We start from the raw sequence: 26,483 nt of genomic DNA, 5'->3' as shown, positions 1-26,483 counted from the left end.
GGCCGATGGAAATATCGGCCCTGTTTTGTGGCTTTATGGCATCACTGGCGGCAAATACGTCAATGTCGTCCCGAGCGCCCACAGCAGCGCCAGTACCAACGGCGTGTGCACCAGCAACTGTACAAAGGAAAACCCGATCAAGTCCCTGGCCTTCAGCCCCAACACCCCCAGCAACGGCAGCATGTAGAACGGGTTGATGAGGTTCGGCAGCGCTTCGGCGGCGTTATAGATCTGCACCGCCCAACCGAGGTGATAGTTCAGGTCGTTAGCCACTTGCATGACGTAGGGCGCCTCGATGATCCACTTGCCGCCACCGGAAGGAATGAAAAAGCCCAGCACCGCCGAATAGACGCCCATCAGCAAAGCGTACGTGTCATGGGAGGCGATCTGGACGAAAAAGGTCGAGATGTGGTGAGCCAGGGTCTGGGCATCGCTGCCTTTGACCGTGGTCAGCAGCGCGGCGATCGAGCCGTACAACGGGAACTGGATCAACACGCCCGTGGTGGTCGGCACCGCGCGGGCCACGGCGTCGAGAAAGCTGCGCGGCCGCCAGTGCAGCAAGGCGCCGAGCATGATGAACAGGAAGTTATAGGTGTTGAGCCCGGAAATAGCGCTGATCGCAGGCTTGGTCGAAAATTCATGGAACAGCCAGCCGGCGGCCAGTAGCACCAGGGCGATGGTCAGCAGCGGGCTGTGCTCCAGCCATTCTCCCGGGCGGGTACGGGGCTGCAATGCCGGCATGCTGAAACTCGGATCGATTCCACACGCGGCGGCATCACGGGCGCTGTTGGGGCCGGGAGCGGTGGCGTAGGCGACAATCAGCGAGATCACGATCAGCGCCAGCAGCATCACGCCGGACTGCCAGAGAAAAATGGTCTGGGTGAAAGGAATGACGCCGGTAATCGACAGGATCGAGGGTGGCAGGCTGGCCGGGTTGGCCTGTAATTGCGCCGCCGACGAAGACAACCCCAGGGCCCATACCGCGCCGAGGCCCAGGTAAGCGGCGGCGCCGGCGGCGCGGTAATCCATCTTCAGGTCGGTGCGCCGGGCGAGGGCGCGCACCAGCAAACCGCCAAATACCAGCGACAGGCCCCAATTGAGCAACGACGCGACCATGGAAATCAGGGCCACCCACGCCACCGCAGAGCGACCGTTGGTCGGAATGCGCGCCAGGCGATCGATCAATTTGACGGCCGGCGGCGAGCTGGCGACCACGTAACCGCCAATCACCACGAAGGCCATTTGCATGGTGAACGGGATCAGGCTCCAGAAGCCGTCGCCGAACGCCATGGCCGCTGCCGTGGGCGTGGCACCGATGAATTGCGTCGCCACGGCGACCACCAGCACCGCCAGCGCGGCGAAGACCCAGGAGTCGGGAAACCAGCGCTCGGCGAAACTGGAACAGCGCAAGGCGAAGCGGGCGGAACGGCTGTCTTCGATGTCAGTGGTCACGGCAATTACCTCGTTTTTATGATTATGAATATTCAAGGCTGCTTCAAAAGCCAGGCGCAACAGTAGAACAATCCAGTGACCGTGGGAGGCTGATCGGGTTCGGCGGGCGACGGTATATTTTCAGTAGCGGCTCGCGGCGCTCTTAAGAAAAAAAACGCCGGGCCGATGGCAAGGGAACAGCCTATTCAATTCTTCTGCTGTCGGAGCTGCCCATGTTCAACCACCGCCTGAAGCAGGAGCTACTGGCTCTTCGCCAAGAACTGTCCAGCCTTGTGCAAGTCAAGGAAAGCCTGGATCGCGAAATGCTTGGCCTCACCCTGGATGCCGACGGACGGATTCAATCGGTCAATCAGAATTTCCTCGACGAGATGCGCTACAAGAGCCAGGACCTGATCGGCCGGGCTGTGGATGAGCTGGTTCCCGCGTATCTGAGATCCAATGAATTCCAGGTTCGCTTCAAGTCGGCGCTGACCCGTGGCGAGCACTTTTCCGGTGCCGTGCGCCTGCTGCGGGGCAACGGCCAGGAAGCCTGGCTGCGTTCGATCCTCCAGCCCGTACGGAATGCTGACGGGCGGATCCGCTATTTTTCGATGTACTCCAATGACCTGACCCGCACCATCGAAGCGTCCCGGGAACATGAAAACCTCATCGGCGCGTTGGTGCGTTCAACGGCAGTGATCGAGTTCGATCTGGGCGGTCACGTGCTGACGGCCAATGATCGCTTCCTCAATGCCATGGGTTACAGCCTCGCGCAGATCAAGGGCAAGCACCACCGCACGTTTTGTGAGCCTGAGGAATACAACAGCACGGGCTATCAGCATTTCTGGAAACGCTTGAACAGTGGGGAATTCGTGGCCGGGCGCTTCAAGCGCATTGATAGCAGCGGTCGCGAAGTATGGTTGGAGGCGTCCTATAACCCGGTGGTCGATGCCAACGACCGACTGTATAAAGTCGTGAAGTTCGCCACCAACATCACCGACCAGGTGAACCAGGAAAAAGCCGTCGCCGAGGCGGCCAACATTGCCTATAGCACCTCGTTGCAGACCGACAACAGCGCCCAGCGCGGCACGACGGTGGTGACCCAGGCCGTGGACGTGATGCGCGACCTGGCCCGGCACATGCAAACCGCCGGTCAAGGCATCGAGGCGTTGAATGAGCAATCCCTGGTGATCGGCACCATCGTCAAGACCATCAGCGGCATCGCCGAACAGACCAACCTGCTGGCGCTCAACGCCGCGATCGAAGCGGCCCGGGCCGGCGAGCAGGGCCGGGGCTTTGCGGTGGTGGCCGATGAGGTGCGCCAATTGGCATCGCGCACCAGCCAGGCCACCGATGAAATCGTCGGCGTGGTTCGCCAGAACCAGGACATGGCCCGCAACGCCGTGGCGCTGATGACCGACGGCCAGCACCAGGCCGAACATGGACTGGCCTTGGCCGCCGAGGCGGGGACGGTGATCGTTGAGATCCAGGACGGGGCGAAAAAAGTGGTCGATGCGGTGAGCCAGTTCGCTAATCAGCTGTCCACGTAAGGTCTGTGATTATCGTTTTTTACATATTAATTATTGTTTTGCGATAATTTGTTGGTTATGTTCTGGGCTCCTTTATTCTATCGGAGCCTCACATGCACTCGAATCGTCTTGCCTTGTATAGCCAGCGGATGGCAGCCATCACCCTTGTTTTCATGGTCGCGATGATGGCCGTCAACGCTGTGGCCTGGCTGTATCCTGAGGCGACCTCGCGATACGGCCTGGGGTTTGCCCTGACCGAGCGGCAACTGTCGAGTCTGCCTGAAGAGGCGCTGCGGTTGACGGGATGGCAATGCCTGGGTGGGGCACTGTTGACGAGCATTCCCTTGCTGGCCCTGGCGGTCGGGCTTACCAACTTGCGCAGGCTCTTCAAGCATTACGCCCAAGGGCAGTACTTTTCCAGCGCAGCAGCGGTTTACCTGGGAAATGCGGGGCGCGCAGTGGCGGTGTGGGTGCTGTTGGACTTCATCTGCGAGCCGTTCCTCAGCCTGCTGGTGACGATCAATGCACCGGTCGGCCAGCGATTGCTCAGCTTCAGTATTACCGCGCCGTCTTTCGTCGCTTTATTTCTCGCCGCCTGTATTGCGATCATTGCCCGGATACTGTCCCAGGCCAGTGAAGTCGATTCAGAAAACAGAACTTTCGTTTGAGATCGTCATGCCCATAGTTATTCAACTCGATGTGATGCTGGCCATGCGCAAGGTCAAATCCAAGGACCTTGCGGCTGCAATCGGCATTACCGAGGCCAACCTTTCCTTGTTGAAACAAGGAAAGGTCAAGGGTATCCGCCTGGCAACGCTCGAAGCCATTTGCAGCTACCTGCAATGCCAGCCCGCAGATCTACTGATCTATCAACCGCCGAGCGAATTGGATCAGTCGCCCAGTGCCTGACCTTCGCGTCTTGGGTCCGCACCGCCGGCCAGTGAGGTTTTTCCCTGAGCATCACGCACCCGGACAATAGCCTGGGTGCCGCTGTTCATGTCGATTTCGCTCACCGTGTGACCCTTGTCTTTCAGCGCCTGGACCAGCGTCGGGCTGAACTGTCCTTTCTCCAGTTCGGTGGGGCCATTGCGGCTGCCGAAGTTGGGGAGGTTGATGGCGGTTTGCGGATCCAGGTTCCAGTCCAGCAGGCCAATCACTGACTTGGCGACGTATTCGATGATCTGCGAGCCGCCGGGGGAGCCGACAGCGGCCAGCAGCCTACCCTGATGGTCGAAGATCAGTGTCGGCGCCATGGATGAGCGTGGGCGTTTGCCGGGTTCGACGCGGTTGGCGACTTTTTGCCCGTTTTCTTCAGGGATGAACGAGAAATCAGTCATCTGGTTGTTGAGCATGAAACCCTGGACCATCAGGTGCGAGCCGAACGCCGATTCCACCGTCGTGGTCATGGACACCGCACCACCCTGGTCATCCACCGCCACCACTTGCGAGGTGGAAATACGCAGCGGTGAACGGTCCGGGGCGTAGGCTACCTGGATGCCCGGTGGTGTGCCGGACTTGGCGACACCCATGCTACGAGGGCCGATCAGGCTGGCTCGGCTGGCCAGGTAACCTTGGTTTACCAGTCCGTTGAGCGGCACGGCTACAAAATTCGGGTCGGCGATGTATTGGGCGCGGTCGGCGTAGGCCAGGCGCTCGGCTTCGGCGATTAGGTGCACCGCTTCGGGAGAGGGTTCAATGCCGGCGGGTTTATCGGTCTTGAGGGGTTTCAAGGGGGCGAGGGCCGCGTTGCTGTCGCGCTGTTCCAGGGCCTGCAACGTCCCGAGGATCTGTGCCACGGCAACCCCGCCCGAAGACGGTGGTGGCATGCCGCAGATTTGCCAGCGCTTGTAGTCGGTACACAACGCGGGCCGCTCCCGTGCGGTGTAACCCTGGAGGTCGTTCAGTGAAAGGCTGCCGGGGTTGGCGTGACCTTGCACCTTGGCGACGATCTCCTCGGCAACCGGCCCTTTGTACAACGCATCGGGACCTTCGTTGGCGATGCGCTTGAGCACCCCTGCCAATGCAGGGTTTTTCAGGATGGTGCCAACTGCCTTCGGGCTGCCATCGGCATTGAGAAAGTATGCCGCCATGTCCGGCGAGCCCGGCAAAGACGGGTCGGTCGCGATCAATGAATGCAGCCTGGGCGAAATCGCGAAGCCTTGTTCGGCCAACGCAATGGCCGGTTCGAACAACGTCGCCCATTGCAGGCGCCCGTGTTTACGGTGGGCCAGTTCCAGTCCACGCAACACCCCGGGAGTGCCAACGGAGCGGCCACCAATTTGGGCGGCGGTAAACGGCATGGGTTTGCCGTCGGCTTGCAGGAAAAGTCTTTCGGTGGCGCCGGCCGGTGCCGTTTCGCGACCGTCGTAGGTACGCACCGCCTTGCCATCCCACAGCACAATGAACGCGCCGCCGCCAATGCCCGAGGATTGTGGCTCCACCAGGGTCAGCACCGCTTGCATCGCAATCGCCGCGTCGATGGCTGAGCCGCCGCGCCGCAACATCTCCCGCCCGGCTTCGGCCGCCAGCGGGTTGGCCGCAGCCGCCATGTGCTTGTCGGCGTAACGCGTCTGCACGTCGGTGCGGTAGCCGGACGTGATCTCCGGCGGGGCGGGCAATGCTGGTGTGGCGGTGGAGGAGGGCGGGGCCTTGCAGGCGCCGAGCGTTAACGCGACAGCCAGCAACGAAACGGCTGACAGGCGATGAAGGTTCGGTTTCAGATCTGTGAGCACGTGTCGCTCCATCCGTGGGCTTGGGATATAGGATCGACTGTAGCGATGCGAGGCGTGTGGCGCAAATCGACGCGAGACTGAGCAAAGCCCTGTCTGTCCCTGATCGCAGGGGCATAAACAATTTCTGAGAGAGCGGGTTTTTTTCGAGGCATAAAAAAACGGCTTATCTTTCGATAAGCCGTTTTTAGTACTTGGTGGCTACACAGGGACTTGAACCCCGGACCCCAGCATTATGAATGCTATGCTCTAACCAACTGAGCTATGTAGCCAAGTGGCGCGCATTATTCGCCGGTAACGAAGATGTGTCAAGCGTAAATCTGAAATATTTCTCTGCGCTTTCAACCGCTTAACAATCTCGCTGCAAATCCCCGTCAGCCGAGCTGAAATCTCCCTGTGTTGGCACTCAAGGCCTGGCTTCCCTGGCTCAAGGTATCGGCCGCCACGTTCACGGCCCGTGCGCCTTCGAGCAAGCGCATGGCCGCCTGGTCGACCTGTTGGATATTGCCGCTGACTTCGTCGGCGGTGCTGGCTTGTTCATCCACGGCAGTGGCGATTTGCGCCAGGGTGTCGGTGACGCTTTGCACGGCGCTGGCAATTTCGCCCAGTCGCTCGCCGAGGCCAGTGACGGCTTGGGCGTCGGTCTGGGCTTGGCCGCAGGCGGCTTCCATCAGGCTGACGGCTTCGTTGACCGTGGCGCGCAGGCTGTCGACGGTGCCGGCAATCTGTTGCGTGGAGGACTGGGTGCGTTGCGACAGGCTGCGCACTTCATCGGCGACCACCGCGAAACCGCGGCCTTGCTCGCCGGCGCGAGCCGCTTCGATAGCGGCATTGAGGGCCAGGAGATTGGTCTGCTCGGCGACGCCACGAATGGTATCGACCACCAGTTGGATCTGTTGCCCTTGCTCGCTGACCCGCCCCAGTGCGGCGGCGGTTTCGTTGAGCCGTTGGTTGAGCTGCTGGATACTCGCCGTGGTGCGCTGGCTGTCGCGGCTGCTGTCGGCGGCGATGCGCCGGGTTTGCTGGGCGCTGTCGGAAGCTTGTTCACAGCTCTTTGCCACGCCTTGGGAGGTGGCGGCCAGTTGCGTCGCGGCGGCGGCGATCTGGCTGATCTGTATTTGCTGGGCCTCGACTTCTCCCAGGGCGCCGCTGGAGTGTGTATTGAGGGTGCGCACGGCGTTGCTCAACTGCAACGTCTCGTGATCCACCCCCAGCAGGCTGTTGCGCAACTGCACCACGGCGACGTTGAGGGCGGTGCTGATGGCCGCCAGTTCATCGCGCCCTTGCACCGGTACTTGCAAGCTGAGATTGCCGTCGCGCAGGGCCTCGGCCAGTAAGGTGATACCGCTGGCGCTGCGCCGGATCGACGCTTGCAGGCAGACAAAAAGATACAGCGCGGCCAGCAGCAGGCAGCCGAGGACCGTCGCGACCAGGATGAACTGGCGAATCGCCGAGCCGTAGTAGTGGTCCAGTCGCGTATCCAGCGCCACCAGCGATTGTTGCCGCAGGGTCGCCAGGTCGACGAGGAGGGCATCCATGTGTTTTTCGAAGTCTTCCGGCTTCAGATTGATGGCGCCGCCGAACACGCCGTCATCCAGTACCTTGAGGCCGGCGTCCAAGTGCTTGAGGCTGCCTTGGAATTGTCCAGCCCACGTCTGCAGGTCGCTGGGCAGGCGGGTTTCCAGCAATGTTCCGGTCTTGACCAGTTGATCCCGGGCGTCGCCGATACGGCTGCGCAGGTCCCGCAGTTGCAGGCGGCTCTGCAAGGTGAATTGGCCCGACACCACGGAGGCCTGGCCGACGCTGGCCAGACGGCCGACCCGTTCGATCAGGTCTGGCGTCTGCTGGGTGGAAATCTGGGTCAGCAGATAAGTCTCCAGCCAGGAGGCGAGGGTAAGGCGGTTATCCATGACCATTTGTTCGCGCAACGCTTGCAGGGCGCTGAGCGCTGCGGTGAAGCGGTCATAACCATCCGGCCACCAACCCACGCTGCCCAGGCTTTTCGAATCCAGGCCGTTGAGGCTGGTTTGCAGGGTTTGATAACGGGCGAGGGTGTCGGCTTCGGCCCCTGCGGTTTGCAGGGTATTGGCCAGGTCACTGGCGGCCTGGTTGAGGGACGGTTGCACTGCATCGTACGCCGCCATGGCGGCCAGCGTCGCGGGTGTCGGCTGCCGATTGGTCTCGGTGGCACGCCAGCGGGCGGCGCGGTTGCGCTGGGCGGTGAGCAGGTTGTCGAGGTTATCCAGGGCCAGCAATTGGCGCACCCCGGCGCGTTCCCCGGAAATCAGGCTGAGTTTGTCGCGATAATCCTGGCCAATGAGCCACAGGCTGCCCATGAGCGGCAGGATAAAAAGCAGGAACAGCAATTGGAATTTGCGGGCGAAGCCGAAACGTCCCAACAACCTGATTCCCGGTGATAGAAAAGCCTGCATGCCCATACTCCCCTGAACACCCCTGCACTGTTTTTGTGCGTTTTTACACAGTGCTAAAACGGGTGCCCTTTTAAAAGGCCTCGAAAGTTTGTCCAAATCGGCTCGGTAGGCCAGCTCTGTAGCGAAACTTCCCATTCTCGGTCCCCTTTGTAAGGAGCCGCGTTGTAGCTCATTAACAAGGCAAGATTCAGACCATGGCGTTGGGCTATCACCTTGGAATTCGAGAATTTTTCAAGGTCGATAGCAAGCTAAGGGGATAGCCTTGTCGCACCGAAAAATGGCACATTGACGCACCTGCCCGTGTGCACCCTCTGTCGTATGGAAACCCCATGGCTATCAGCAATACCCAGGCCGACACCTCGGCCGTTGCCGCCCCGGCGCAAAGCAGCCCGTTGGTCATGCGCATCATCGGCGCCGTGGCGCTGGCGCACTTGATCAATGACTTGATCCAGGCGGTGCTACCGTCGATCTATCCCATGCTCAAGGACAGCTATGGCCTGACCTTCACCCAAGTTGGCCTGATCACGCTGACGTTCCAGTTGACCGCATCTTTGTTGCAGCCGTGGGTCGGCTATCATACCGACCGACACCCCAAGCCGTGGCTGTTGCCGGCCGGGACGGTGTGCACGCTGATCGGCATTGTGATGATGTCCATGGTCGGCAGTTTTGCCCTGATCCTGTTGGCGGCTGCGTTGATCGGCATTGGTTCGTCGACCTTCCACCCGGAAGCGTCGCGGGTGGCGCGACTGGCCTCGGGTGGCCGCTACGGGCTGGCGCAATCGACGTTCCAGGTGGGCGGTAATGCCGGCTCCGCCTTCGGCCCGCTGCTGGCGGCGGCGATCATCATTCCCTACGGGCAGGGCAATGTGGCCTGGTTCGGGCTGTTCGCCCTGTTTGCGTTGTACGTGCTGTACCGCATCAGCCGCTGGTACGCCAACCACCTGAACCTGTTCAAGCTCAAGCAAGGCCAGGCGGCCACTCATGGGTTGTCCAAGGGCCGAGTCTTGAGTGCGCTGGTGGTGCTGGGGCTGCTGGTGTTTTCCAAGTACTTCTATATGGCCAGTTTTACCAGCTACTTCACGTTCTACCTGATCGAGAAGTTCGACCTGTCGGTGGCCTCTTCGCAGTTGCACCTGTTCCTGTTTCTCGGCGCGGTGGCGGCGGGGACCTTTTTTGGCGGGCCGATTGGCGACAGGATCGGGCGCAAGGCGGTGATCTGGTTCTCGATCCTCGGCGTGGCACCGTTCACCCTGATCCTGCCTCACGTTGACCTGCTGTGGACCAGCATCCTCAGCATGGTCATCGGTTTCATCCTGGCCTCGGCGTTCTCGGCCATCGTCGTGTACGCCCAGGAACTGGTGCCGGGCAACGTCGGGATGATCGCCGGCGTGTTCTTCGGGTTGATGTTTGGTTTCGGCGGGATTGGCGCCGCGTTGCTCGGGCACCTGGCGGACATCCGTGGTATCGAGTATGTGTACTGGCTGTGCTCGTTCCTGCCGTTGCTCGGGGTGTTGGCGATTTTCTTGCCGAGGGCCCGAAAGGCTTGAGAGGGGGAGAGGTTTGAACATTATGTGAGCTGAGCCGCCGCTATCGCGAGCAAGCTCGCTCCCACAGGTTCAGTGGTGTTCACGCGCTTGCGAACATCGAGAATCCATTTGTGGGAGCGAGCTTGCTCGCGAAGGCGTCGGTACCTCCAGCATCATTTCAAGCTGACCCAACACCGTAGCCCGCATTTAAATCCAGCATTACGCCATAGCCCGGCTTTTTGTTATTCTCACCGCCTTCTTTCATGGACGAATACCGGGACAAGCCATGGCTAACGACACCCCGTCACGCATCGGGACGATACTGCTGGGCCTGCTTTTTTCTCTGATTGGCGTTGGCTTGTTGGGCATTGCCGTCAACCTCACCCTTGATCGACGCGACTTTCTCGCCCAGGCACAGACCGCCGATGGCATCGTCAGCCATTTGAATGCCGGTGGTTCGCATCCTGAAATCGCCTTCACCACCGTCAGCGGCGAAAAAATTTCCTATCCCCAGGGCGGCTTTATCTTCGGTTACCAGAAAGACCAACCGGTGCGCGTGCACTACTTGCCCGAGCAGCCGGCTGGCAGCGCCATCGTCGATGCCCCGTCAGCACTGTGGGGGACCTCCGGGGTGCTGGGGTTCATCGGTTTGGTGTTCACCCTTGTCGGCCTGTTAAAAGCTTTCCGTCAACGCGGCCGCGGTGCGGCTCATTCACATAAAGGACTTTGAACGTATGAGCTACACCATCCCTCTCCCGGTCAATGAAAGTCGCTGGCAGTACCAGACCGCCAGCGGCGGCGGTCTGACCGTGGTCATGGTGGCGGGCAGCGGCGGCTCGATTATCTTGCGTTCGCCCCAGGGCGAGGACGTCAGCTATCGCTATGGCGGTGTTGGCGTGGGTGTCGGGTTTGGCGCAAGGCTGCCACGCTTCGGCAAGATCAATATCCAGATCAAGGGCAAGGGTGTGGCTGCGGCCGGTGCGGCGGAGGCGTTTCCCAGCACCGGCAAGGTGTTTGTCAGCGACGCCTTGGTCAATCGCGACCTGACCAGCGACGACATCACGGGGCCTTGCATGTATACCGAAGTGGGCGTGGGCTTGGTGGTCGGCGGTTCGGCCACGGCCCTGCTGTTCGGGCTTGATCCCAAGTTGCTGGCGTTGTCGGTGGCCTTGAGTTCCAACCCGGCAACTTCGCTTATTGCTGCGACCACGGTCAACCGGCAACTGGCGCGCTCGGCCAAGGGGGCGGTGGTCATGGCGGGTGTGAATGCTGGGTTGCAGGCTGGTGGTGGCGCGGCGATCTATATGGGTTATCTGTTCTAGTGAGAATGTCAGTCATTGCTTCGCTAGGGATTTTGTCGCTGATTCAAACATCGCTGTCCTTTGCGGATAATGCCAATGGGAAAAATATCTATTCGCAGCGATGTGTGATGTGCCATGGGGTGGACCTCAAGGGGACGGGGCCTTTGGCTCATAAGAGCAATCCTCCTACGCCTGATCTTACGACTGCGGCTTTCAAGGAGCGCTTGAGGGTTTATCCGGGGGTTATTGTGTCGTCGGTAATACTTCGGCCCAATGGAGACTTGATTCCCAGGACGTTGAAAGAGAATGGGGTGAAGTTGGTGCCGTTTGATTGGGGTGTTAAGGACTTTCGCGATTTGAATCGGTATATGAGTGGTGTGATTTTCAAAGGCCGGTGATTTTCGGGGCTTTTTTTCGTGTTGTTGATGATCTTGTGTGTATATCCGTTATTTAGGTAACGGCTAATTATGGTTCCGCTCTTACAGCGGGTCACTTTTGAAGAGCGCAAAAGTAACCAAAACGCTTCTGCCCCACCACTCGGCACCTCGCTAAGGCTCGGTGTGCCCTCACTCCGGCATTGCTCCGTGGGCCGCCGCGAAGGGCCATCCATGGCCCAGCGCGGCTACCTCGGCATCCATGCCGAGGTGCCCACTGCGCAATGCCTGCGTTCGGCCAGCGTGGTTTAACGGGGCCTTTAGATCAAGATCAAGATCAGAAGCAAGAGCAAGAGCAAGAGCAAGAGCAAGAGCAAGAGCAAGAGCAAGAGCAAGAGCAAGAGCAAGAGCAAGAGCAAGAGCAAGAGATACATGCCAGCATCTATTTGTCTGAGCCTCCGCTATCGCGAGCAAGCTCGCTCCCACACATAATCTTCTGCAGACACAAAACTCATGTACACCACAAAACCTGTGGGAGCGAACTTGCTCGCGAAGAGGCCTGTACATTCAACAACTTCATTGGCTGTGATACCGCTTTCGCGAGCAAGCTCGCTCCCACAGGAGAAACGCGGTCCCATCCAGAGCCAGGTCGGCTATAAGGCCGCCTCGCGGTGGACTTTGATCTCGGGCGCCCCGTTAACCACGCTGGCCGAACGCAGGCATTGCGCAGTGGGCACCTCGGCATGGATGCCGAGGTAGCCGCGCTGGGCCATGGATGGCCCTTCGCGGCGGCCCACGGAGCAATGCCGGAGTGAGGGCATGCCGAGCCCTAGCGAGGCACCGAGTGGTGGGGCAGAAGCGCTTTGGTTACTTTCGCGCTTTTCGAAAGTGACCCGCTGTAAGAGCGGAAGCATAAGTAGCCGTTACCTAAATAACGGATATACACCTCATCCCCCGCAACACCACGTGCAAGTTAGACGTTAAAGCGGAAGTGTCCCTTCTCGTCGGCTTCAACAAACCACCGGTCGAACTCCGCTCATGCCAACGCTGGTGCGGCGTGCAAATCCTTACTGCTCTACTAGAGTGACGAATCCAACACCCGTTAAAGGATTAACCCATGGCAACCAGCGATAGCACGATGGCAAATACCCATACCGTGATAACTGGCCCGGGCACTGTCCAGGTCGACCTCACCGGCCAGTTCGATAATAACCAGAGCATCATTATCCAACCGGACGGCAAGATATTGGTTGGAGGCTATACCGAGTATCTGGCATGGGGATACCCCGGAGCGCCAGGCGAGGAAAGCTACGGTTACGAACAGAATCATTCCGTTGTCCGGCTAAACGCCGATGGTAGCCTGGACACCAGCTTCCATGAAGGTGGCATCGACATCGTACCTGCTGCGATAGCCCCGGCGTCGCGCTACGAGCTGACGGCAGTGCAGACCGACGGCAAGGTGCTTGTCGCCGTTGCGTTGAACACCGACGTACAGGTGGAGCGCTTCAACAGCGACGGGACGCGCGATGCCAGCTTTGGCCAAAATGGCGCTATTACGGTCGACATCAGCCACGACTTCAAAGACATCGACCTGACGGCGAATGCGGATGGCACATTCCAGGTCAGCGCCCGTGGATTTGACCAGGCCACAGTGACAAGGATCGGCAATGACGGCACTTTCGTCGATGGCTTTGGCGAAAATGGCGTGCTGACTGTCAAGATTCCCGAAGACGCTTACTACAACGGAGGGATTTCTGCTGCGGTGCAGGCAGATGGAAGTGTTGTGGTCGGGGCTGCATACAATGCCGCCGGCGTGGGTGATCCGACGTACACCCTACAGCGCTTCAACCCCGACGGTCAGTTGGATACCCGTTTCGGTGATGATGGTGTTCTCTCTTTGAACGCTGCCACGGGTTTTGGCGAAGACTCCGTGGTCACCGTACAGGCTGACGGCAAGATTATCGTGATGGGTCATGGCGAAGGCGATACTTTGGCTACTCTCGCACGGCTTAACGCTGATGGCTCCTTCGATGCCAGCTTTGGCTCCAAGGGTAGGGTGACCTTCGAGGCCGACACGCCTGTGGCGTTGACGGTACAAGACGATGGCAAGATCCTCGCCGCGGGCACGAGCAACGGAGATTTCAGCGTCATCCGCTTGAACGCGGATGGCAGTGTGGATACCGGCTTCGGCAGCCAGGATGGCAAGCTCCATGTGGACGGATACGCCGGCGAAGAAATCCTGCAGGGGAGCGATGCCGCTGAAATCATCCACGGCTTGGCGGGTGATGATGTGCTCCAAGGCAACGGCGGACGCGACGTTCTGCAGGGAGGCGCTGGCGCTGATATTTTCCGCTTCTCCGAATTGAACGACAGTTTCCGCACGACCACGCAAAACAACGGCGACCGGGTCATGGACTTCGACGCCTCTCAGGACCGCATCGATCTGATTGGCCTGGGCTTCACCGGCATTGGCGACGGCCATGGCGGCACCTTGGCTGTCATGGCGAGCTCAGACGGCACTCGCACCTACCTCAAGAACTACGACGCGGATGCCTCTGGACAACGGTTTGAACTGATCTTGGACGGCAACCTGTCGGGGCAATTGGACAGCTCTAACGTGGTGTTCACCGCACCCGCTTTCGAAGGGACGTTTGGTAAAGATACGATGACCGGTTCTGCCTTGTCGGAAATCATCTATGGCCTGGACGGCAATGACCATATCAACGGCGGTGCTGGTGCTGATGTCATCATCGGTGGCGCGGGCGCAGACCGTCTCAACGGCGGAGATAGAGCCGACATTTCGTTGTGGACAGATAACCGTGAAAACGCCGACGTGTTCCGCTATCTCTCTACCGAGGACAGCTATCGTACGGACAGCCATAGCTTTGCCGATCTCATCGAAGGCTTTACCGTTGACGACAAGATCGATGTATCGGCCCTGGGCTATACCGGCTTCGGAGAGGGTACGGGCACTACGCTGGAGATGGTTTATAACAACGAACTGGACCGCACTTATCTGAGGGATGTGGAGGCGGATGCACAAGGCCACCGATTCCAGGTCGCGCTTGCTGGGGACTGGCGAGAAAGCCTTGATGAGGATGACATGATCTTTGCTCCCGACGCCGAGATAGGGCTGATCGGGGTAGCGCCCGAGGCCGATCCAGGGCATTTATTGACCTGACGTCGGCTCCAGACGGTCGCGTGGCAGCGAGTAGCTGCCACGCGATGGGGGCTGAGGACTTTGATCGCCTCCAATGACCTGATGCGAAAAACGTTAGACGTTAAAACGGAAGTGCATCACATCACCATCCTTGACGATGTATTCCTTACCTTCCAAACGCCATTTACCCGCTTCCTTGGCGCCTGCTTCGCCCTTGTACTGGATGAAATCCGAGTAGGCGATGACTTCGGCGCGGATGAAGCCTTTCTCGAAGTCGGTATGGATCACGCCAGCGGCTTGCGGTGCGGTGGCGCCGACGCGCACGGTCCAGGCACGGACTTCTTCGACACCGGCGGTGAAGTAGGTCTGCAGGTGGAGCATCTCGTAGCCGGCGCGGATCACGCGGTTCAAGCCAGGTTCTTCCAGGCCCAGGGCCTCGAGGAACATGTCTTTCTCTTCGCCGTCGTCCAGCTCAGCGATTTCCGCTTCGATCTTGTTGCAGACCGGCACGACCATGGCGCCTTCCTCTTCGGCGATGGCCCTGACCACGTCCAGGTGCGGGTTGTTCTCGAAACCGTCTTCAGCGACGTTGGCGATGTACATGACCGGTTTGGTGGTCAGCAGGTGGAAACCCTTGATCACCAGCTTCTCGTCAGTGCTCATGTTCTTCATCAGGCTGCGCGCAGGCTTGCCTTCGGTGAAGTGGGCGATCAACTGCTCCAGCAGGCCTTTCTGGACAACTGCGTCCTTGTCGCCGCCCTTGGCGTTGCGGGCTACTTTCTGCAGTTGTTTTTCACAACTGTCGAGGTCGGCGAAAATCAGTTCCAGGTCGATGATTTCGATGTCGCGTTTCGGGTCGACGCTATTGGAGACGTGAATCACGTTCTCGTCTTCGAAGCAGCGCACGACGTGGGCGATGGCATCGGTTTCACGGATGTTGGCCAAAAACTTGTTACCCAGGCCTTCGCCCTTCGACGCACCGGCCACCAGGCCTGCGATGTCGACGAATTCCATGGTGGTCGGCAGGATGCGCTTGGGGTTGACGATCGCCGCCAAGGCTTCCAGGCGCGGATCGGGCATCGGTACGATGCCGCTGTTCGGCTCGATGGTGCAGAAGGGGAAGTTCTCGGCCGCGATACCGGATTTGGTCAGGGCGTTGAACAGGGTGGACTTGCCGACGTTAGGCAGGCCGACGATGCCGCAATTGAATCCCATGGTGTTTCCCCTCGGATAAGTGTCAGGCCTTCTGGCTGTGCAGGTTTTTCATCGCACGGTTCCATTCACCGGCGAGGATATCCGGCAGCACGCCGAGGGCAAAGTCGATGCTGGCATCGAGTTTTTCCTGTTCGGCGCGAGGCGCACGACCCAGGACAAAGTTTGAAACCATACTGGCAACGCCCGGGTGGCCGATGCCGAGCCGCAGGCGGTGAAAGGTATTCTGATTACCCAGTTGCGCGATGATGTCGCGCAAGCCGTTGTGACCGCCATGGCCGCCGCCTTGCTTGAGCTTGGCAACGCCCGGAGGCAGGTCGAGTTCGTCGTGGGCCACCAGGATTTCTTCAGGCTTGATGCGGAAGAAACCGGCCAATGCCGCCACGGCTTGGCCGCTGCGGTTCATATAGGTGGTGGGAATCAACAGGCGAACATCCTGACCCTGGTGCGAGAAGCGCCCGGTCAGGCCGAAATACTTGCGATCGGCAGCCAGGCTGACGCCTTGTGCGTGCGCGATGCGCTCAACAAAAAGGGCCCCTGCGTTATGCCGGGTCTGTTCGTATTCAGCGCCTGGATTTCCCAGGCCAACGATCAGTTTAATGGCAGTCACGATAGGGGCCCTTCCTGGAGTGTGGATAACAATGTCGCAATCAGGCGTTGTTGCGACAGTGGACGAAAATGGCGGATCTACCGTTAAGTAAACTTCGCGTTCTCGCCCGCTGTCTCGCTACGTTCCAGTCCGCGATGTTTCCGGTCACTCCGGCGACAGAGTGAAATTACTCTGCAGCGCCTTCTTCAGTGGCTTCTGGAGCAACACGTGGAGCGTGGACGTTGGCAACAGCCTTGTCATCGCCGTGTGCCAGAGCAACAAACTCAACGCCTTTAGGAGCCTTGAGGTCGGACAGGTGAATGATCGTGCCGACTTCGGCGTCAGCCAGGTCGACTTCGATGAATTCAGGCAGGTCTTTCGGCAGGCAGGACACTTCCAGCTCGGAAGTCACGTGCGAGATCTCGCCGCCTTTCTTGACCGGGGCAGCTTCGTTGATGAAGTGCACTGGAACAACAGCAGTCAGCTTCTGACCGGCAACAACGCGGACGAAGTCAGCGTGCATCACGTGGCCTTTGGCCGGGTGACGCTGCAGGGCTTTGATCACGACGTTTTGCTTGGTGCCGCCAACGTTCAGCTCGATGATGTGGCTGTAGGCCGCTTCGTTTTCGAGCAGTTTGGCAACTTCTTTGGCCAGCATGCTGATGGACTCAGGGGCTTTGTCGCCACCGTAGACTACAGCTGGAACCAGGCTTGCGAGACGACGCAGGCGGCGGCTCGCACCTTTCCCCAGGTCGGAACGCACTTCAGCATTCAGAGTAAAATCGTTCATGTTGTATCTCCAAAATAGCCATTTCCGAATGACGTCTGCGACCGACGCCAAAGCGGTATGGGCAAAAAAGCCCCGCCCCAACATGAGTGTTGGGGCGGGGCGCTTTTCGTCAACGAGATCTTCTGGAAAGGGCAGGGCCCTTAACGGAACATCGCACTGATCGATTCTTCATTGCTGATGCGGCGAACCGCTTCGGCAACTACCGGTGCGATATCCAGTTGGCGGATACGCGCACAGGCTTGTGCGGCAGCGGACAGCGGGATGGTGTTGGTCACCACCAGCTCGTCCAGCACGGAATTTTCAATGTTCTCGATCGCTCGACCCGACAGCACAGGGTGTGTGCAGTAGGCAAAGACCTTGGCAGCGCCATGCTCTTTCAGGGCCTTGGCCGCGTGGCACAGGGTGCCGGCGGTATCGACCATGTCATCGACCAGGATACAGGTGCGCCCTTCGACGTCGCCGATGATATGCATCACTTCGGAGTGATTGGCCTTCTCACGACGTTTGTCGATGATACCCAGATCCACGCCCAGGGATTTGGCAACAGCCCGTGCACGCACGACGCCACCAATGTCCGGGGACACGATCATCAGGTTTTCGAAGCGCTGATCTTCAATATCATCCACCAGGACCGGGGAACCGTAGATGTTATCCACGGGGATATCGAAGAAACCCTGGATCTGGTCAGCATGCAAATCAACCGTGAGGACACGGTCGATGCCGACTACGGTCAGCATATCAGCCACGACTTTCGCGCTGATCGCCACACGTGCGGAACGCGGACGGCGATCCTGACGGGCATAACCAAAGTAAGGAATAACAGCAGTGATACGAGTAGCCGAGGAGCGGCGGAAGGCATCAGCCATCACGACGAGTTCCATCAGGTTATCGTTGGTCGGAGCGCAAGTCGGCTGAATAATGAAGACGTCTTTACCGCGAACGTTTTCATTGATCTCGGCAGTGATTTCGCCGTCGGAGAACTTACCGACAGAAATGTCACCGAGAGGGATATGCAGCTGACGTACGACACGCCGAGCCAGATCGGGGTTAGCGTTCCCCGTAAAGACCATCATCTTGGACACGCGCAGTACCTGAAGGCTGAGGGTATACCTGGATGAGTATAGGAAAATGGCAGGGGCGGCTGGATTCGAACCAACGCATGGCAGGATCAAAACCTGCTGCCTTACCGCTTGGCGACGCCCCTGTATCTGTTGCTGCGAGTGCCCAGCACTCGATTCCTTTTAGAGCAGGTCTTGCAGCTTGCGATGCAACATCGAAACGTTGCTTCCTTTTGCTACAAACCCTGTAAGGGTCTCTGTCAGAAGGGCCGAGACTTTATCAGCTTCAGCTTTGCTTGGGAAGCCCCCAAACACACAACTTCCAGTTCCGGTGAGTTTTGCTTCGGTAAATTTACCTAACAAATTCAAAGCGTTACGAACATCTGGATAACGCCTTGCTACCACCGGTAAGCAGTCATTTCGACTGTTTCCCTTGGGAACGGGGCGCACTTTAATGGGAGGAGAGTTACGTGTCAACAGCGGATCTGAAAAAATTTCTGCTGTACTTACAGAGACTTGCGGCACCAGCACCACGTACCAGGGTTCTTCGGGTTCCACCGGGGTGAGTTTTTCCCCAACGCCCTCGGCAAAAGCGGCGTGGCCACGCACGAAAACCGGCACGTCGGCGCCCAGGGAAAGGCCCAGCGCCGCGAGGCGATCGGTGTCCCAGTCCAACTGCCACAAGTGATTGAGGCCCAGTAAAGTCGTCGCCGCATTCGAGCTGCCGCCACCAATGCCGCCGCCCATGGGCAGGATTTTTTCGATCCAGATATCGATGCCTAGCGCGCAACCGGATTGCGCCTGGAGCTTTTGCGCGGCCTTGACGATCAGGTTGCTGTCGTGGGGGACGCCTTCGAATTCGGTGTGCAGGCGAATCACGCCGTCGTCGCGCACGGCAAAGGTGATCTCGTCGCCGTAGTCCAGGAACTGAAAAATCGTCTGCAACTCGTGATAGCCGTCCGGGCGGCGGCCGAGGATGTGCAGCATCAGGTTGAGCTTGGCCGGAGAGGGCAGGGTCAGGCGTGCAGCGGTCATGTCATTGCCCCAGCTTGCGCGGCTGCCATTGCTTGATCACCAGTGTGACGTCGAGGTTGCTGCCGTGCAGCTTGATGCGTTCGGGCAGCCAGTAGCCGTTCTGCTGGGCATAACTGAGGTATTCGATCTGCCAGTCGTCCTGTTCCAGGTTGGACAGGCGGCTGTCGGCGTCGAGTGTCAGGCGACTTTTACTGTCCGGCGCCGGCAATCCACGAACCCACCAGGTCAGGTGGGAAACCGGCAGTTTCCAGCCCAGTTGTTCTTCCAGCAGCGCTTCGGGGCTGGGCGCCTCGTAGCGCCCCTGGTTGGCGACTTCCAGCGAAACCTGGCCCGGCCGGCCGGTCAGGCGGGCCGCCCCACGACCCAGCGGGCCCGACAGGCGAATATCGTAGTAGTCCTGGCGTTGCAGCCAGAACAGCGTGCCACTGCCCGAGTCTTTCGGGGCGCGGATGCCGATCTTGCCGTCGATCTGCCAGCCGTCCAGGCCGCTCAGTTGTTGCTTGTGCTCGCGCCACTGGGCCTGGTTGCCCTGGCCTTGGACGGATTCACGGGCGCCGAAGCCCGCGCAACCGGCGAGCAGGGCAATGAAGCTGAACACGATGAGATGGCGCAAAAACATAATCTTAAAGAGTCTCGGATCCGGTCAGGCGTTTGATGGTGCTGCGCAGAATAGGGCTGTCGGGCTGATCCTTGAGGAATCGGCTCCAGATCTGTCGGGCTTCGCGTTGTTTGCCGTTGGCCCACAGGACCTCGCCCAGGTGAGCGGCGACTTCCTGGTCGGGAAAGCGCTCCAGGGCCTGGCGCAACAGGCGTTCGGCTTCGTCGAGATTGCCCAGGCGGTAATTTACCCAGCCAAGGCTGTCGAGTACTGCCGGGTCTTCCGGATTGATCTGGTGGGCCTGTTCGATCAGCAGCTTGGCCTCGTCGTAGCGGGTGGTGCGATCCGACAACGTATAGCCCAGGGCGTTAAGGGCCATGGCGTTGTCCGGGTCGCGCTGGATGATCAGGCGCAGGTCTTTTTCCATCTGGGCCAGGTCATTGCGTTTTTCCGCCAGCATGGCGCGGGTATACAACAGGTTCAGATCGTCCGGGTATTGCTTCAAGGCTTGTTGCAGTACGTTCCAGGCCTTGTCGCCCTGATTGTTGGCCGACAGGGTTTCGGCTTCGATCAGGTACAGCTGGATCCCGTAGTCGGGCTGGGAATCACGTTGTACGGCGAGGCGACTCTGGGCATCGGCGGTCTTGCCGTTGCTGATCAGGATATCGGCCTGGCGCAACTGCGCCGGCAGATAATCGTTGCCCGGGCCGACCTGGGCGTACTCGATCAGTGCGCTCTCGGGGTCGTTGCGTTCCTCGGCGATGCGACCCAGGTTCAGGTGGGCCGAGTCGACATGGCTTTCCCGGGCGATCAGGTCTTCCAGGTAACCCTTGGCCTCTTCCCAGGCCTTGGCTTCCAGGCAGACCAGCGCCAGGGAATAGCGCAACTCGTCGTCTTCCGGGTATTGCTGGACCAGGCTGGAGAACTCCACCTTGGCGTCGTCCATGCGGTTGTTTTCCACCAGCATGCGGGCGTAGGTGAGGCGCAGGCGCTTGTCGTCCGGATACTTCTTGATGCTTTTTTGCAGCAGCGGCAGCGCTTCGTCGCCACGGTTCAAGCCTTGCAGCAGGCGTGCCCGTAACAGGATCGGCGCCACTTCGCCGGCTTCCGGCGGGTTGTCTTCCAGCAGGGTGAGGGCACCCTGGGCGTCACCGTCCTGTTGCAACAGCAGGGCCTTGCCGAAAATCAGCTGGCCGTTGTTCGGGTGGCGCTGCAACAGGCGATCGAAGCTTTTCATCAGGCCGTTGCGGGTTTCCTGGTCGGTATCGGCGGCGGACAGCGCCAGGAAATCGAAATGGGTGTCGCCCTTGCCCAGCAGGACTTTCTCCATATACACCATGGAGTCGTCGTAGCGCCCGGCCCGGGCCAGCTGCACGGCGGCGGCGCGCTGCGCTTCGAGGTCGTCCGGGGCATTCCTGGCCCAGATCAGCGCCGTATCGAGCGCGGGTTGGTCGGCGCCCAGGTATTCGGCAATGCGAAATGCCCGCTCGGAGATGCCCGGGTCCTGGGTGTTGATGGCCTGGGTCACGTAGTTGTCCAGCGCAATGTCGAAGCGATTGCGCTGGCCTGCCAGTTCGGCGCTCAACAGGCTGAAGATGGTTTCTTCGCTGAAGGAGCCGTAGACCTTGGGTTTTTCAGGGGCCTGCACGCTGTCTTCGACGGGCGGCGTACCGTCCGTCGAAACGGGGGCCATGGACTGGCAGCCGCTGAGCACGGCGAGGGCGAGGAGCAACGCGGAAGATCTATTCATATAGGAAGAGGACGACTAACCTGCGGTCGGATCATCATGACACAAGCCTTGGGGCAAACATAACCGCCCCGTCGATTTACCCTCCAGGGCCGGGCGATAGAGATGGAGTAGTTGTTCTGGATCTGACGAAGTAGGACAATTGCCGGCTTCACGTCACCATCAGCGACCTTGAATGGCCTTCCTTGCACTCGGTATCAACCACAAGACTGCTTCAGTAGACGTCCGCGAGCGCGTGGCCTTTACGCCTGAGCAGCTGGTCGAGGCCTTGCAGCAGCTCTGCCGCCTGACCGACAGCCGCGAAGCTGCGATCCTCTCCACCTGCAATCGCAGCGAGCTCTATATAGAACAGGATCACGTTTCGTCCGATTCAGTGCTGCGCTGGTTGGCCGAATACCATGATTTGAGCCTTGAAGAGCTGCGCGCCAGTGCCTATGTGCATGAAGACGATGCGGCCGTTCGTCACATGATGCGCGTCGCCTCGGGGCTCGATTCGCTGGTGCTGGGCGAGCCACAGATTCTCGGCCAGATGAAGTCGGCCTACGCCGTGGCCCGCGAGGCCGGCACCGTCGGCCCGCTGCTGGGGCGCCTGTTCCAGGCGACGTTCAACGCCGCCAAACAGGTGCGCACCGACACCGCCATTGGCGAGAACCCGGTGTCCGTGGCGTTTGCCGCGGTGAGCCTGGCGAAACAGATTTTCAGTGATTTGCAACGCAGCCAGGCGCTGCTGATCGGCGCCGGCGAGACCATCACCCTGGTCGCCCGCCATCTTCATGACCTGGGTGTGAAACGTATCGTCGTTGCCAACCGCACCCTGGAACGGGCCAGTACCCTGGCCGAACAGTTCGGTGCCCATGCGGTGCTGCTGTCGGACATTCCCGCCGAGTTGGTGCACAGCGACATCGTCATCAGTTCCACCGCCAGCCAGTTGCCGATTCTTGGCAAGGGCGCCGTGGAAAGTGCCCTGAAGCTGCGCAAGCACAAACCGATTTTCATGGTGGACATCGCCGTTCCCCGGGACATCGAGCCGGAAGTCGGCGAGCTGGACGACGTTTACCTTTATAGCGTCGACGACCTGCACGAAGTGGTCGCGGAGAACCTCAAGAGCCGGCAGGGCGCGGCCCAGGCGGCGGAGGAGATGATCAGTGTCGGCGCCGAGGACTTCATGGTGCGCCTGCGTGAGCTGGCTGCGGTGGATGTGCTCAAGGCGTATCGTCAACAGAGCGAGCGCCTGCGCGACGAGGAGCTGCAAAAGGCCCAGCGCCTGCTGGCCAACGGCGGCAGTGCCGAAGAGGTGCTGGTGCAACTGGCCCGCGGCCTGACCAACAAATTGCTCCATGCCCCCAGTGTCCAGCTCAAGAAGCTGACCGCCGAGGGCCGCCTCGATGCGCTGGCCATGGCCCAGGAACTCTTTGCCCTCGGTGAGGGCTCACCGGATAGCTTTTCGGATAAAAAACCGCAATGAAAGCGTCACTGCTCAACAAGCTGGACATCCTCCAGGACCGTTTCGAAGAACTGACCGCCTTGCTGGGCGATGGCGAAGTCATTTCCGACCAGAACAAATTCCGCACCTATTCCAAGGAATACGCGGAAGTCGAGCCGATTGTCGCCACCTATAAACAGCTGCTTAAAGTGCAGGGCGATCTCGAAGGCGCCCAGGCGCTGCTCAAGGACAGCGACCCGGACATGCGCGAAATGGCCGTGGAGGAAGTCCGCGAAGCCAAGGAACAACTGCTCGAACTGGAAAGCAGCCTGCAACGCATGCTGCTGCCCAAGGACCCGAACGACGGGCGCAACGTGTTCCTGGAGATCCGTGCCGGCACCGGCGGCGACGAGGCGGCGATTTTTTCTGGCGACCTGTTCCGCATGTATTCGCGGTATGCCGAGCGTCGCGGTTGGCGGGTGGAAATTCTCTCGGAGAACGAGGGCGAACACGGCGGCTATAAAGAAGTCATCGCCCGGGTCGAGGGCGACAATGTCTACGGCAAGCTGAAGTTCGAATCCGGCGCCCACCGTGTGCAACGCGTGCCGGCCACCGAATCCCAGGGACGCATCCACACCTCGGCTTGCACCGTTGCGGTATTGCCTGAGCCGGACGAGCAGGAAGCCATCGAGATCAACCCGGCGGACTTGCGGGTCGACACGTACCGTTCCTCCGGTGCGGGCGGCCAGCACGTCAACAAGACCGACTCGGCGATCCGTATCACGCACTTGCCCTCGGGCATCGTGGTCGAGTGCCAGGAAGAACGTTCCCAGCACAAGAACCGTGCGCGGGCGATGGCCTGGTTGTCGGCCAAGCTCAACGACCAACAGACCAGTGCCGCCGCCAACGCCATTGCCAGCGAACGCAAGTTGCTGGTGGGCTCGGGCGATCGTTCCGAGCGGATCCGTACCTACAACTTCGCCCAGGGCCGGGTCACCGACCATCGCGTCAACCTGACCCTGTATTCCCTGGACGAGATCCTTGCCGGTGGTGTCGATGCGGTGATCGAGCCGTTGTTGGCCGAATACCAGGCCGACCAGTTGGCGGCGATTGGCGAGTAAGCACAGGTGAATAAATGACCATCATCGCCAGTCTGTTACGCGCCGCCGAACTGCCGGATTCACCCACGCCACGGCTGGACGCCGAGTTGTTGCTGGCCGCTGCCCTGGGCAAGTCCCGCAGCTTCCTGCACACCTGGCCGGAGCGGATCGTACCCAGCGAGGCGGCGTTGCTGTTCTCCGAATACCTGCGGCGGCGGCGTTCCGGCGAGCCGGTGGCCTACATTCTTGGGCAACAGGGCTTCTGGAAGCTCGACCTGGAGGTCGCGCCCCATACCTTGATCCCGCGTCCCGACACCGAGCTGCTGGTGGAAACCGCGCTGGCCTTGTTGCCGGCGACACCGGCCCGGGTCTTGGACCTGGGCACCGGCAGCGGCGCGATTGCCCTGGCCTTGGCCAGCGAGCGCCCGGCCTGGAAGGTCACGGCGGTCGACCGGGTGTTGGAAGCCGTAGCCTTGGCCGAACGCAATCGCCAGCGCCTGGACCTGCGCAACGTCACGGTGTTGAGCAGCCACTGGTTCAGCGCTTTGGAAGGCGAGCGTTTCCAGTTGATCATCAGCAACCCGCCGTACATCGCGGCCAGCGATCCGCACCTGGCCGAGGGCGACGTGCGTTTCGAGCCGGCCAGTGCCTTGGTGGCCGGGCCCGACGGGCTCGACGATCTGCGCCAGATCGTGGCCGAGGCCCCGGCTCACCTGGAACCGGGTGGCTGGCTGATGCTAGAGCACGGATACGATCAGGCCGAAGCGGTGCGCGATTTGCTGAGCGCCCAAGGTTTCACGCAAGTCCACAGCCGCAAGGACCTCGGCGCTCATGAACGCATCAGCCTGGGGTGCCTGCCGTGCTGAACGATCAGGAGCTGTTGCGCTACAGCCGGCAGATTCTGTTGCAGCACGTCGACATCGACGGCCAGTTGCGTCTCAAGCAAAGCCGGGTGTTGATCATCGGGCTCGGCGGGCTCGGCGCCCCGGTGGCGTTGTACCTGGCTGCCGCTGGCGTGGGCGAGATGCACCTGGCGGATTTCGACAGCGTCGACCTGACCAACCTGCAACGCCAGATCATTCACGACACCGACAGCGTCGGCCTGAGCAAGGTCGATTCGGCGATGCGGCGCCTGGGGGCGATCAACCCCGAGGTTCGGCTGGTGCCTCACCGAGCGGCCATGGACGAAGACAGCCTGGCCGCGGCGGTCGGTGCGGTGGATGTGGTGCTCGACTGCTCGGACAATTTCTCGACCCGCGAAGCGGTGAACGCGGCGTGTGTCGCGGCGGGCAAACCGTTGGTGAGCGGCGCGGCGATTCGCCTGGAAGGGCAGTTGTCGGTTTTCGACCCGCGCCGCCCCGAAAGCCCTTGCTACCACTGCCTCTACGGCCACGGCAGCGAAGCCGAGCTGACCTGCAGCGAAGCCGGTGTGATCGGGCCGCTGGTGGGCTTGGTGGGCAGCTTGCAAGCCCTTGAAGCCTTGAAGTTGCTCGCCGGCTTCGGTGAACCGCTGGTGGGGCGCCTGCTGTTGATCGATGCCTTGGGTACGCGGTTCCGTGAACTGCGGGTCAAGCGTGACCCAGGTTGCAGCGTCTGCGGTGATCCACATGAGTGAAGCGCCGGTCGGTGTGCTCGACTCGGGTGTCGGCGGGCTGTCGGTGCTGGGGGAGATCCGTCGACTGCTGCCCAATGAATCGCTGTTGTACGTGGCTGACTGTGGGCATATTCCCTACGGCGAAAAGACCCCGGAATACATCCGGCAACGCTGCGCGATCATTGCCGACTTTCTCCTGGGCCAGGGCGCCAAGGCGTTGGTCGTTGCCTGCAACACCGCAACGGTGGCTGCCGTTGCGGACCTGCGCCGTGATTTTCCCCATTGGCCCATCGTTGGCATGGAGCCGGCGGTCAAGCCGGCGGCCGCCGCGACCCGCAGCGGTATCGTCGGCGTATTGGCCACCACCGGCACTTTGCAGAGCGCCAAGTTCGCCGCGTTGCTCGACCGTTTCGCCAGCGATGTGCGGGTCATCACGCAGCCATGTCCGGGTCTGGTGGAACTGATCGAAACGGGTGACCTGCAAAGCCCGGCCCTGTATCAACTGCTGCAACAGTACATCGAGCCGTTGCTGGCGGCCGGCTGCGATACGCTGATCCTGGGGTGCACGCACTATCCGTTCCTCAAGCCATTGCTCGAGAGGATGATTCCTGAACATATCAGCCTCATCGACACGGGGGCGGCGGTGGCCCGGCAGCTTCAACGCCTGTTGATTGAACGAGGGCTGCTGGCTGAAGGACCGGCCAGCGAAACGCACTTCTGGACGAGTGCCGATCCGATACATCTGAGAAAAATCCTACCAACGCTATGGCATTCGTCTGGCGTTGTGCGAAGCTTCGATCTGTAAAAAAAACGTGAAAATTATGTAATTCCTGCTGAACTTCTGTTTTAGCGTGG

24 protein-coding genes, 2 tRNA genes and 1 pseudogene are annotated in these 26,483 nt (G+C 60.3%); 14 read left to right on the top strand and 13 right to left on the bottom strand.

Annotated features, from left to right (window positions below; genetic code table 11):
• Window positions 1-33: 33 nt before the first annotated feature.
• On the bottom strand, window positions 34-1,452 hold the full coding sequence (locus J3P85_RS24865) for a short-chain fatty acid transporter (protein WP_053125223.1): 1,419 nt from the start codon (window positions 1,450-1,452) through the stop codon (window positions 34-36).
• 212 nt (window positions 1,453-1,664) lie between these two features.
• On the opposite strand from J3P85_RS24865, the pseudogene J3P85_RS24860 reads away from it, so the two are divergent.
• From J3P85_RS24860 to J3P85_RS24845, 4 genes and pseudogenes are all read left to right on the top strand, one after another.
• A pseudogene (locus J3P85_RS24860) lies at window positions 1,665-2,393 on the top strand (PAS domain-containing protein); the annotation flags it as partial.
• Between the two features lie 156 nt (window positions 2,394-2,549).
• A complete protein-coding gene (locus tag J3P85_RS24855) occupies window positions 2,550-2,981 on the top strand; it encodes a methyl-accepting chemotaxis protein (protein ID WP_411387554.1) in 432 nt (143 codons plus the stop codon).
• A 92-nt stretch (window positions 2,982-3,073) separates the two neighbouring features.
• Entirely contained in the window at window positions 3,074-3,628 is a 555-nt protein-coding gene (locus tag J3P85_RS24850; RefSeq protein WP_207966229.1) for a DUF2975 domain-containing protein, read from the top strand.
• A gap of 7 nt (window positions 3,629-3,635) precedes the next feature.
• Window positions 3,636-3,869: a helix-turn-helix domain-containing protein gene (locus J3P85_RS24845; protein WP_434703905.1), complete on the top strand. Its 234-nt coding sequence runs from the start codon at window positions 3,636-3,638 to the stop codon at window positions 3,867-3,869.
• Here the strand turns inward: J3P85_RS24845 and ggt are convergent.
• From ggt to J3P85_RS24830, 3 genes are all read right to left on the bottom strand, one after another.
• Window positions 3,851-5,704: a gamma-glutamyltransferase gene (gene ggt, locus J3P85_RS24840; RefSeq protein WP_434703904.1), complete on the bottom strand. Its 1,854-nt coding sequence runs from the start codon at window positions 5,702-5,704 to the stop codon at window positions 3,851-3,853. The two genes, J3P85_RS24845 and ggt, sit on opposite strands and share 19 nt — an antisense overlap.
• Window positions 5,705-5,884: 180 nt before the next feature.
• A tRNA-Met gene (locus J3P85_RS24835) sits at window positions 5,885-5,961 on the bottom strand.
• A 102-nt stretch (window positions 5,962-6,063) separates the two neighbouring features.
• Entirely contained in the window at window positions 6,064-8,121 is a 2,058-nt protein-coding gene (locus tag J3P85_RS24830) for a methyl-accepting chemotaxis protein (protein ID WP_434703903.1), read from the bottom strand.
• A 329-nt stretch (window positions 8,122-8,450) separates the two neighbouring features.
• On the opposite strand from J3P85_RS24830, the gene J3P85_RS24825 reads away from it, so the two are divergent.
• The 4 genes from J3P85_RS24825 to J3P85_RS24810 all read left to right on the top strand — a co-directional run bounded on the left by J3P85_RS24825 (window position 8,451) and on the right by J3P85_RS24810 (window position 11,346).
• A complete protein-coding gene (locus J3P85_RS24825) occupies window positions 8,451-9,668 on the top strand; it encodes an MFS transporter (protein WP_411385632.1) in 1,218 nt (405 codons plus the stop codon).
• 265 nt (window positions 9,669-9,933) lie between these two features.
• The gene (locus J3P85_RS24820) at window positions 9,934-10,377 is read left to right on the top strand and encodes a DUF3592 domain-containing protein (RefSeq protein ID WP_250965020.1); all 444 of its coding nucleotides are present in this window, start codon (window positions 9,934-9,936) and stop codon (window positions 10,375-10,377) included.
• Between the two features lie 4 nt (window positions 10,378-10,381).
• Window positions 10,382-10,969 carry a hypothetical protein gene (locus J3P85_RS24815; protein WP_434703901.1) on the top strand — a complete coding sequence of 196 codons (588 nt, stop codon included), beginning with the start codon at window positions 10,382-10,384 and terminating at the stop codon, window positions 10,967-10,969.
• Between the two features lie 5 nt (window positions 10,970-10,974).
• Window positions 10,975-11,346 (top strand): c-type cytochrome, encoded by a 372-nt coding sequence (locus J3P85_RS24810; protein WP_434703900.1) that lies wholly within the window; start codon window positions 10,975-10,977, stop codon window positions 11,344-11,346.
• 629 nt (window positions 11,347-11,975) lie between these two features.
• Here the strand turns inward: J3P85_RS24810 and J3P85_RS24805 are convergent.
• Window positions 11,976-12,143, bottom strand: coding sequence for a hypothetical protein (locus tag J3P85_RS24805; RefSeq protein ID WP_434706448.1), 168 nt, complete (start codon window positions 12,141-12,143; stop codon window positions 11,976-11,978).
• Between the two features lie 296 nt (window positions 12,144-12,439).
• On the opposite strand from J3P85_RS24805, the gene J3P85_RS24800 reads away from it, so the two are divergent.
• Window positions 12,440-14,503, top strand: a complete 2,064-nt coding sequence (locus tag J3P85_RS24800; RefSeq protein WP_434703898.1) for a calcium-binding protein — start codon at window positions 12,440-12,442, stop codon at window positions 14,501-14,503.
• A 93-nt stretch (window positions 14,504-14,596) separates the two neighbouring features.
• Here the strand turns inward: J3P85_RS24800 and ychF are convergent, their stop codons facing one another.
• The 8 genes from ychF to J3P85_RS24760 all read right to left on the bottom strand — a co-directional run bounded on the left by ychF (window position 14,597) and on the right by J3P85_RS24760 (window position 21,514).
• The gene (gene ychF / locus J3P85_RS24795; protein ID WP_411385630.1) at window positions 14,597-15,697 is read right to left on the bottom strand and encodes a redox-regulated ATPase YchF; all 1,101 of its coding nucleotides are present in this window, start codon (window positions 15,695-15,697) and stop codon (window positions 14,597-14,599) included.
• Window positions 15,698-15,719: 22 nt separating this feature from the next.
• Window positions 15,720-16,304 (bottom strand): aminoacyl-tRNA hydrolase, encoded by a 585-nt coding sequence (gene pth / locus J3P85_RS24790; protein ID WP_003185374.1) that lies wholly within the window; start codon window positions 16,302-16,304, stop codon window positions 15,720-15,722.
• Window positions 16,305-16,470: 166 nt separating this feature from the next.
• Complete coding sequence (locus tag J3P85_RS24785; RefSeq protein ID WP_060740648.1) at window positions 16,471-17,073, bottom strand: 50S ribosomal protein L25/general stress protein Ctc; 603 nt, start codon at window positions 17,071-17,073, stop codon at window positions 16,471-16,473.
• Between the two features lie 140 nt (window positions 17,074-17,213).
• The gene (locus J3P85_RS24780) at window positions 17,214-18,155 is read right to left on the bottom strand and encodes a ribose-phosphate pyrophosphokinase (RefSeq protein ID WP_003171603.1); all 942 of its coding nucleotides are present in this window, start codon (window positions 18,153-18,155) and stop codon (window positions 17,214-17,216) included.
• Window positions 18,156-18,202: 47 nt separating this feature from the next.
• A tRNA-Gln gene (locus J3P85_RS24775) sits at window positions 18,203-18,277 on the bottom strand.
• A 37-nt stretch (window positions 18,278-18,314) separates the two neighbouring features.
• A complete protein-coding gene (gene ispE / locus J3P85_RS24770) occupies window positions 18,315-19,166 on the bottom strand; it encodes a 4-(cytidine 5'-diphospho)-2-C-methyl-D-erythritol kinase (RefSeq protein ID WP_434703896.1) in 852 nt (283 codons plus the stop codon).
• A 1-nt stretch (window position 19,167) separates the two neighbouring features.
• Window positions 19,168-19,785 carry a lipoprotein insertase outer membrane protein LolB gene (gene lolB, locus J3P85_RS24765; RefSeq protein ID WP_186705004.1) on the bottom strand — a complete coding sequence of 206 codons (618 nt, stop codon included), beginning with the start codon at window positions 19,783-19,785 and terminating at the stop codon, window positions 19,168-19,170.
• Window positions 19,786-19,789: 4 nt separating this feature from the next.
• A complete protein-coding gene (locus tag J3P85_RS24760; RefSeq protein WP_186705005.1) occupies window positions 19,790-21,514 on the bottom strand; it encodes a tetratricopeptide repeat protein in 1,725 nt (574 codons plus the stop codon).
• A 172-nt stretch (window positions 21,515-21,686) separates the two neighbouring features.
• Between J3P85_RS24760 and hemA the strand changes: the two genes are divergently transcribed.
• Genes hemA through murI form a run of 5 tightly spaced genes read left to right on the top strand, consistent with a single transcriptional unit; the run spans window position 21,687 to window position 26,433 of the window.
• Window positions 21,687-22,976, top strand: a complete 1,290-nt coding sequence (gene hemA / locus J3P85_RS24755; RefSeq protein ID WP_186705006.1) for a glutamyl-tRNA reductase — start codon at window positions 21,687-21,689, stop codon at window positions 22,974-22,976.
• Entirely contained in the window at window positions 22,973-24,055 is a 1,083-nt protein-coding gene (prfA, locus tag J3P85_RS24750) for a peptide chain release factor 1 (RefSeq protein WP_250964074.1), read from the top strand. The genes hemA and prfA overlap by 4 nt, the downstream gene beginning before the upstream one ends.
• A 14-nt stretch (window positions 24,056-24,069) precedes the next feature.
• Window positions 24,070-24,900: a peptide chain release factor N(5)-glutamine methyltransferase gene (gene prmC / locus J3P85_RS24745; RefSeq protein ID WP_186705008.1), complete on the top strand. Its 831-nt coding sequence runs from the start codon at window positions 24,070-24,072 to the stop codon at window positions 24,898-24,900.
• Window positions 24,894-25,649, top strand: a complete 756-nt coding sequence (locus J3P85_RS24740; RefSeq protein WP_186705009.1) for a molybdopterin-synthase adenylyltransferase MoeB — start codon at window positions 24,894-24,896, stop codon at window positions 25,647-25,649. Before prmC ends, J3P85_RS24740 begins: the two co-directional genes overlap by 7 nt.
• Window positions 25,642-26,433 carry a glutamate racemase gene (gene murI / locus J3P85_RS24735; RefSeq protein ID WP_434703895.1) on the top strand — a complete coding sequence of 264 codons (792 nt, stop codon included), beginning with the start codon at window positions 25,642-25,644 and terminating at the stop codon, window positions 26,431-26,433. The genes J3P85_RS24740 and murI overlap by 8 nt, the downstream gene beginning before the upstream one ends.
• Window positions 26,434-26,483 lie beyond the last annotated feature (50 nt).

The sequence above is a fragment of the Pseudomonas sp. Z1-12 genome (assembly GCF_051132015.1).
Lineage (GTDB): Bacteria > Pseudomonadota > Gammaproteobacteria > Pseudomonadales > Pseudomonadaceae > Aquipseudomonas > Aquipseudomonas zanjanensis.
This window is presented reverse-complemented; position numbering and strand designations above follow the sequence as displayed.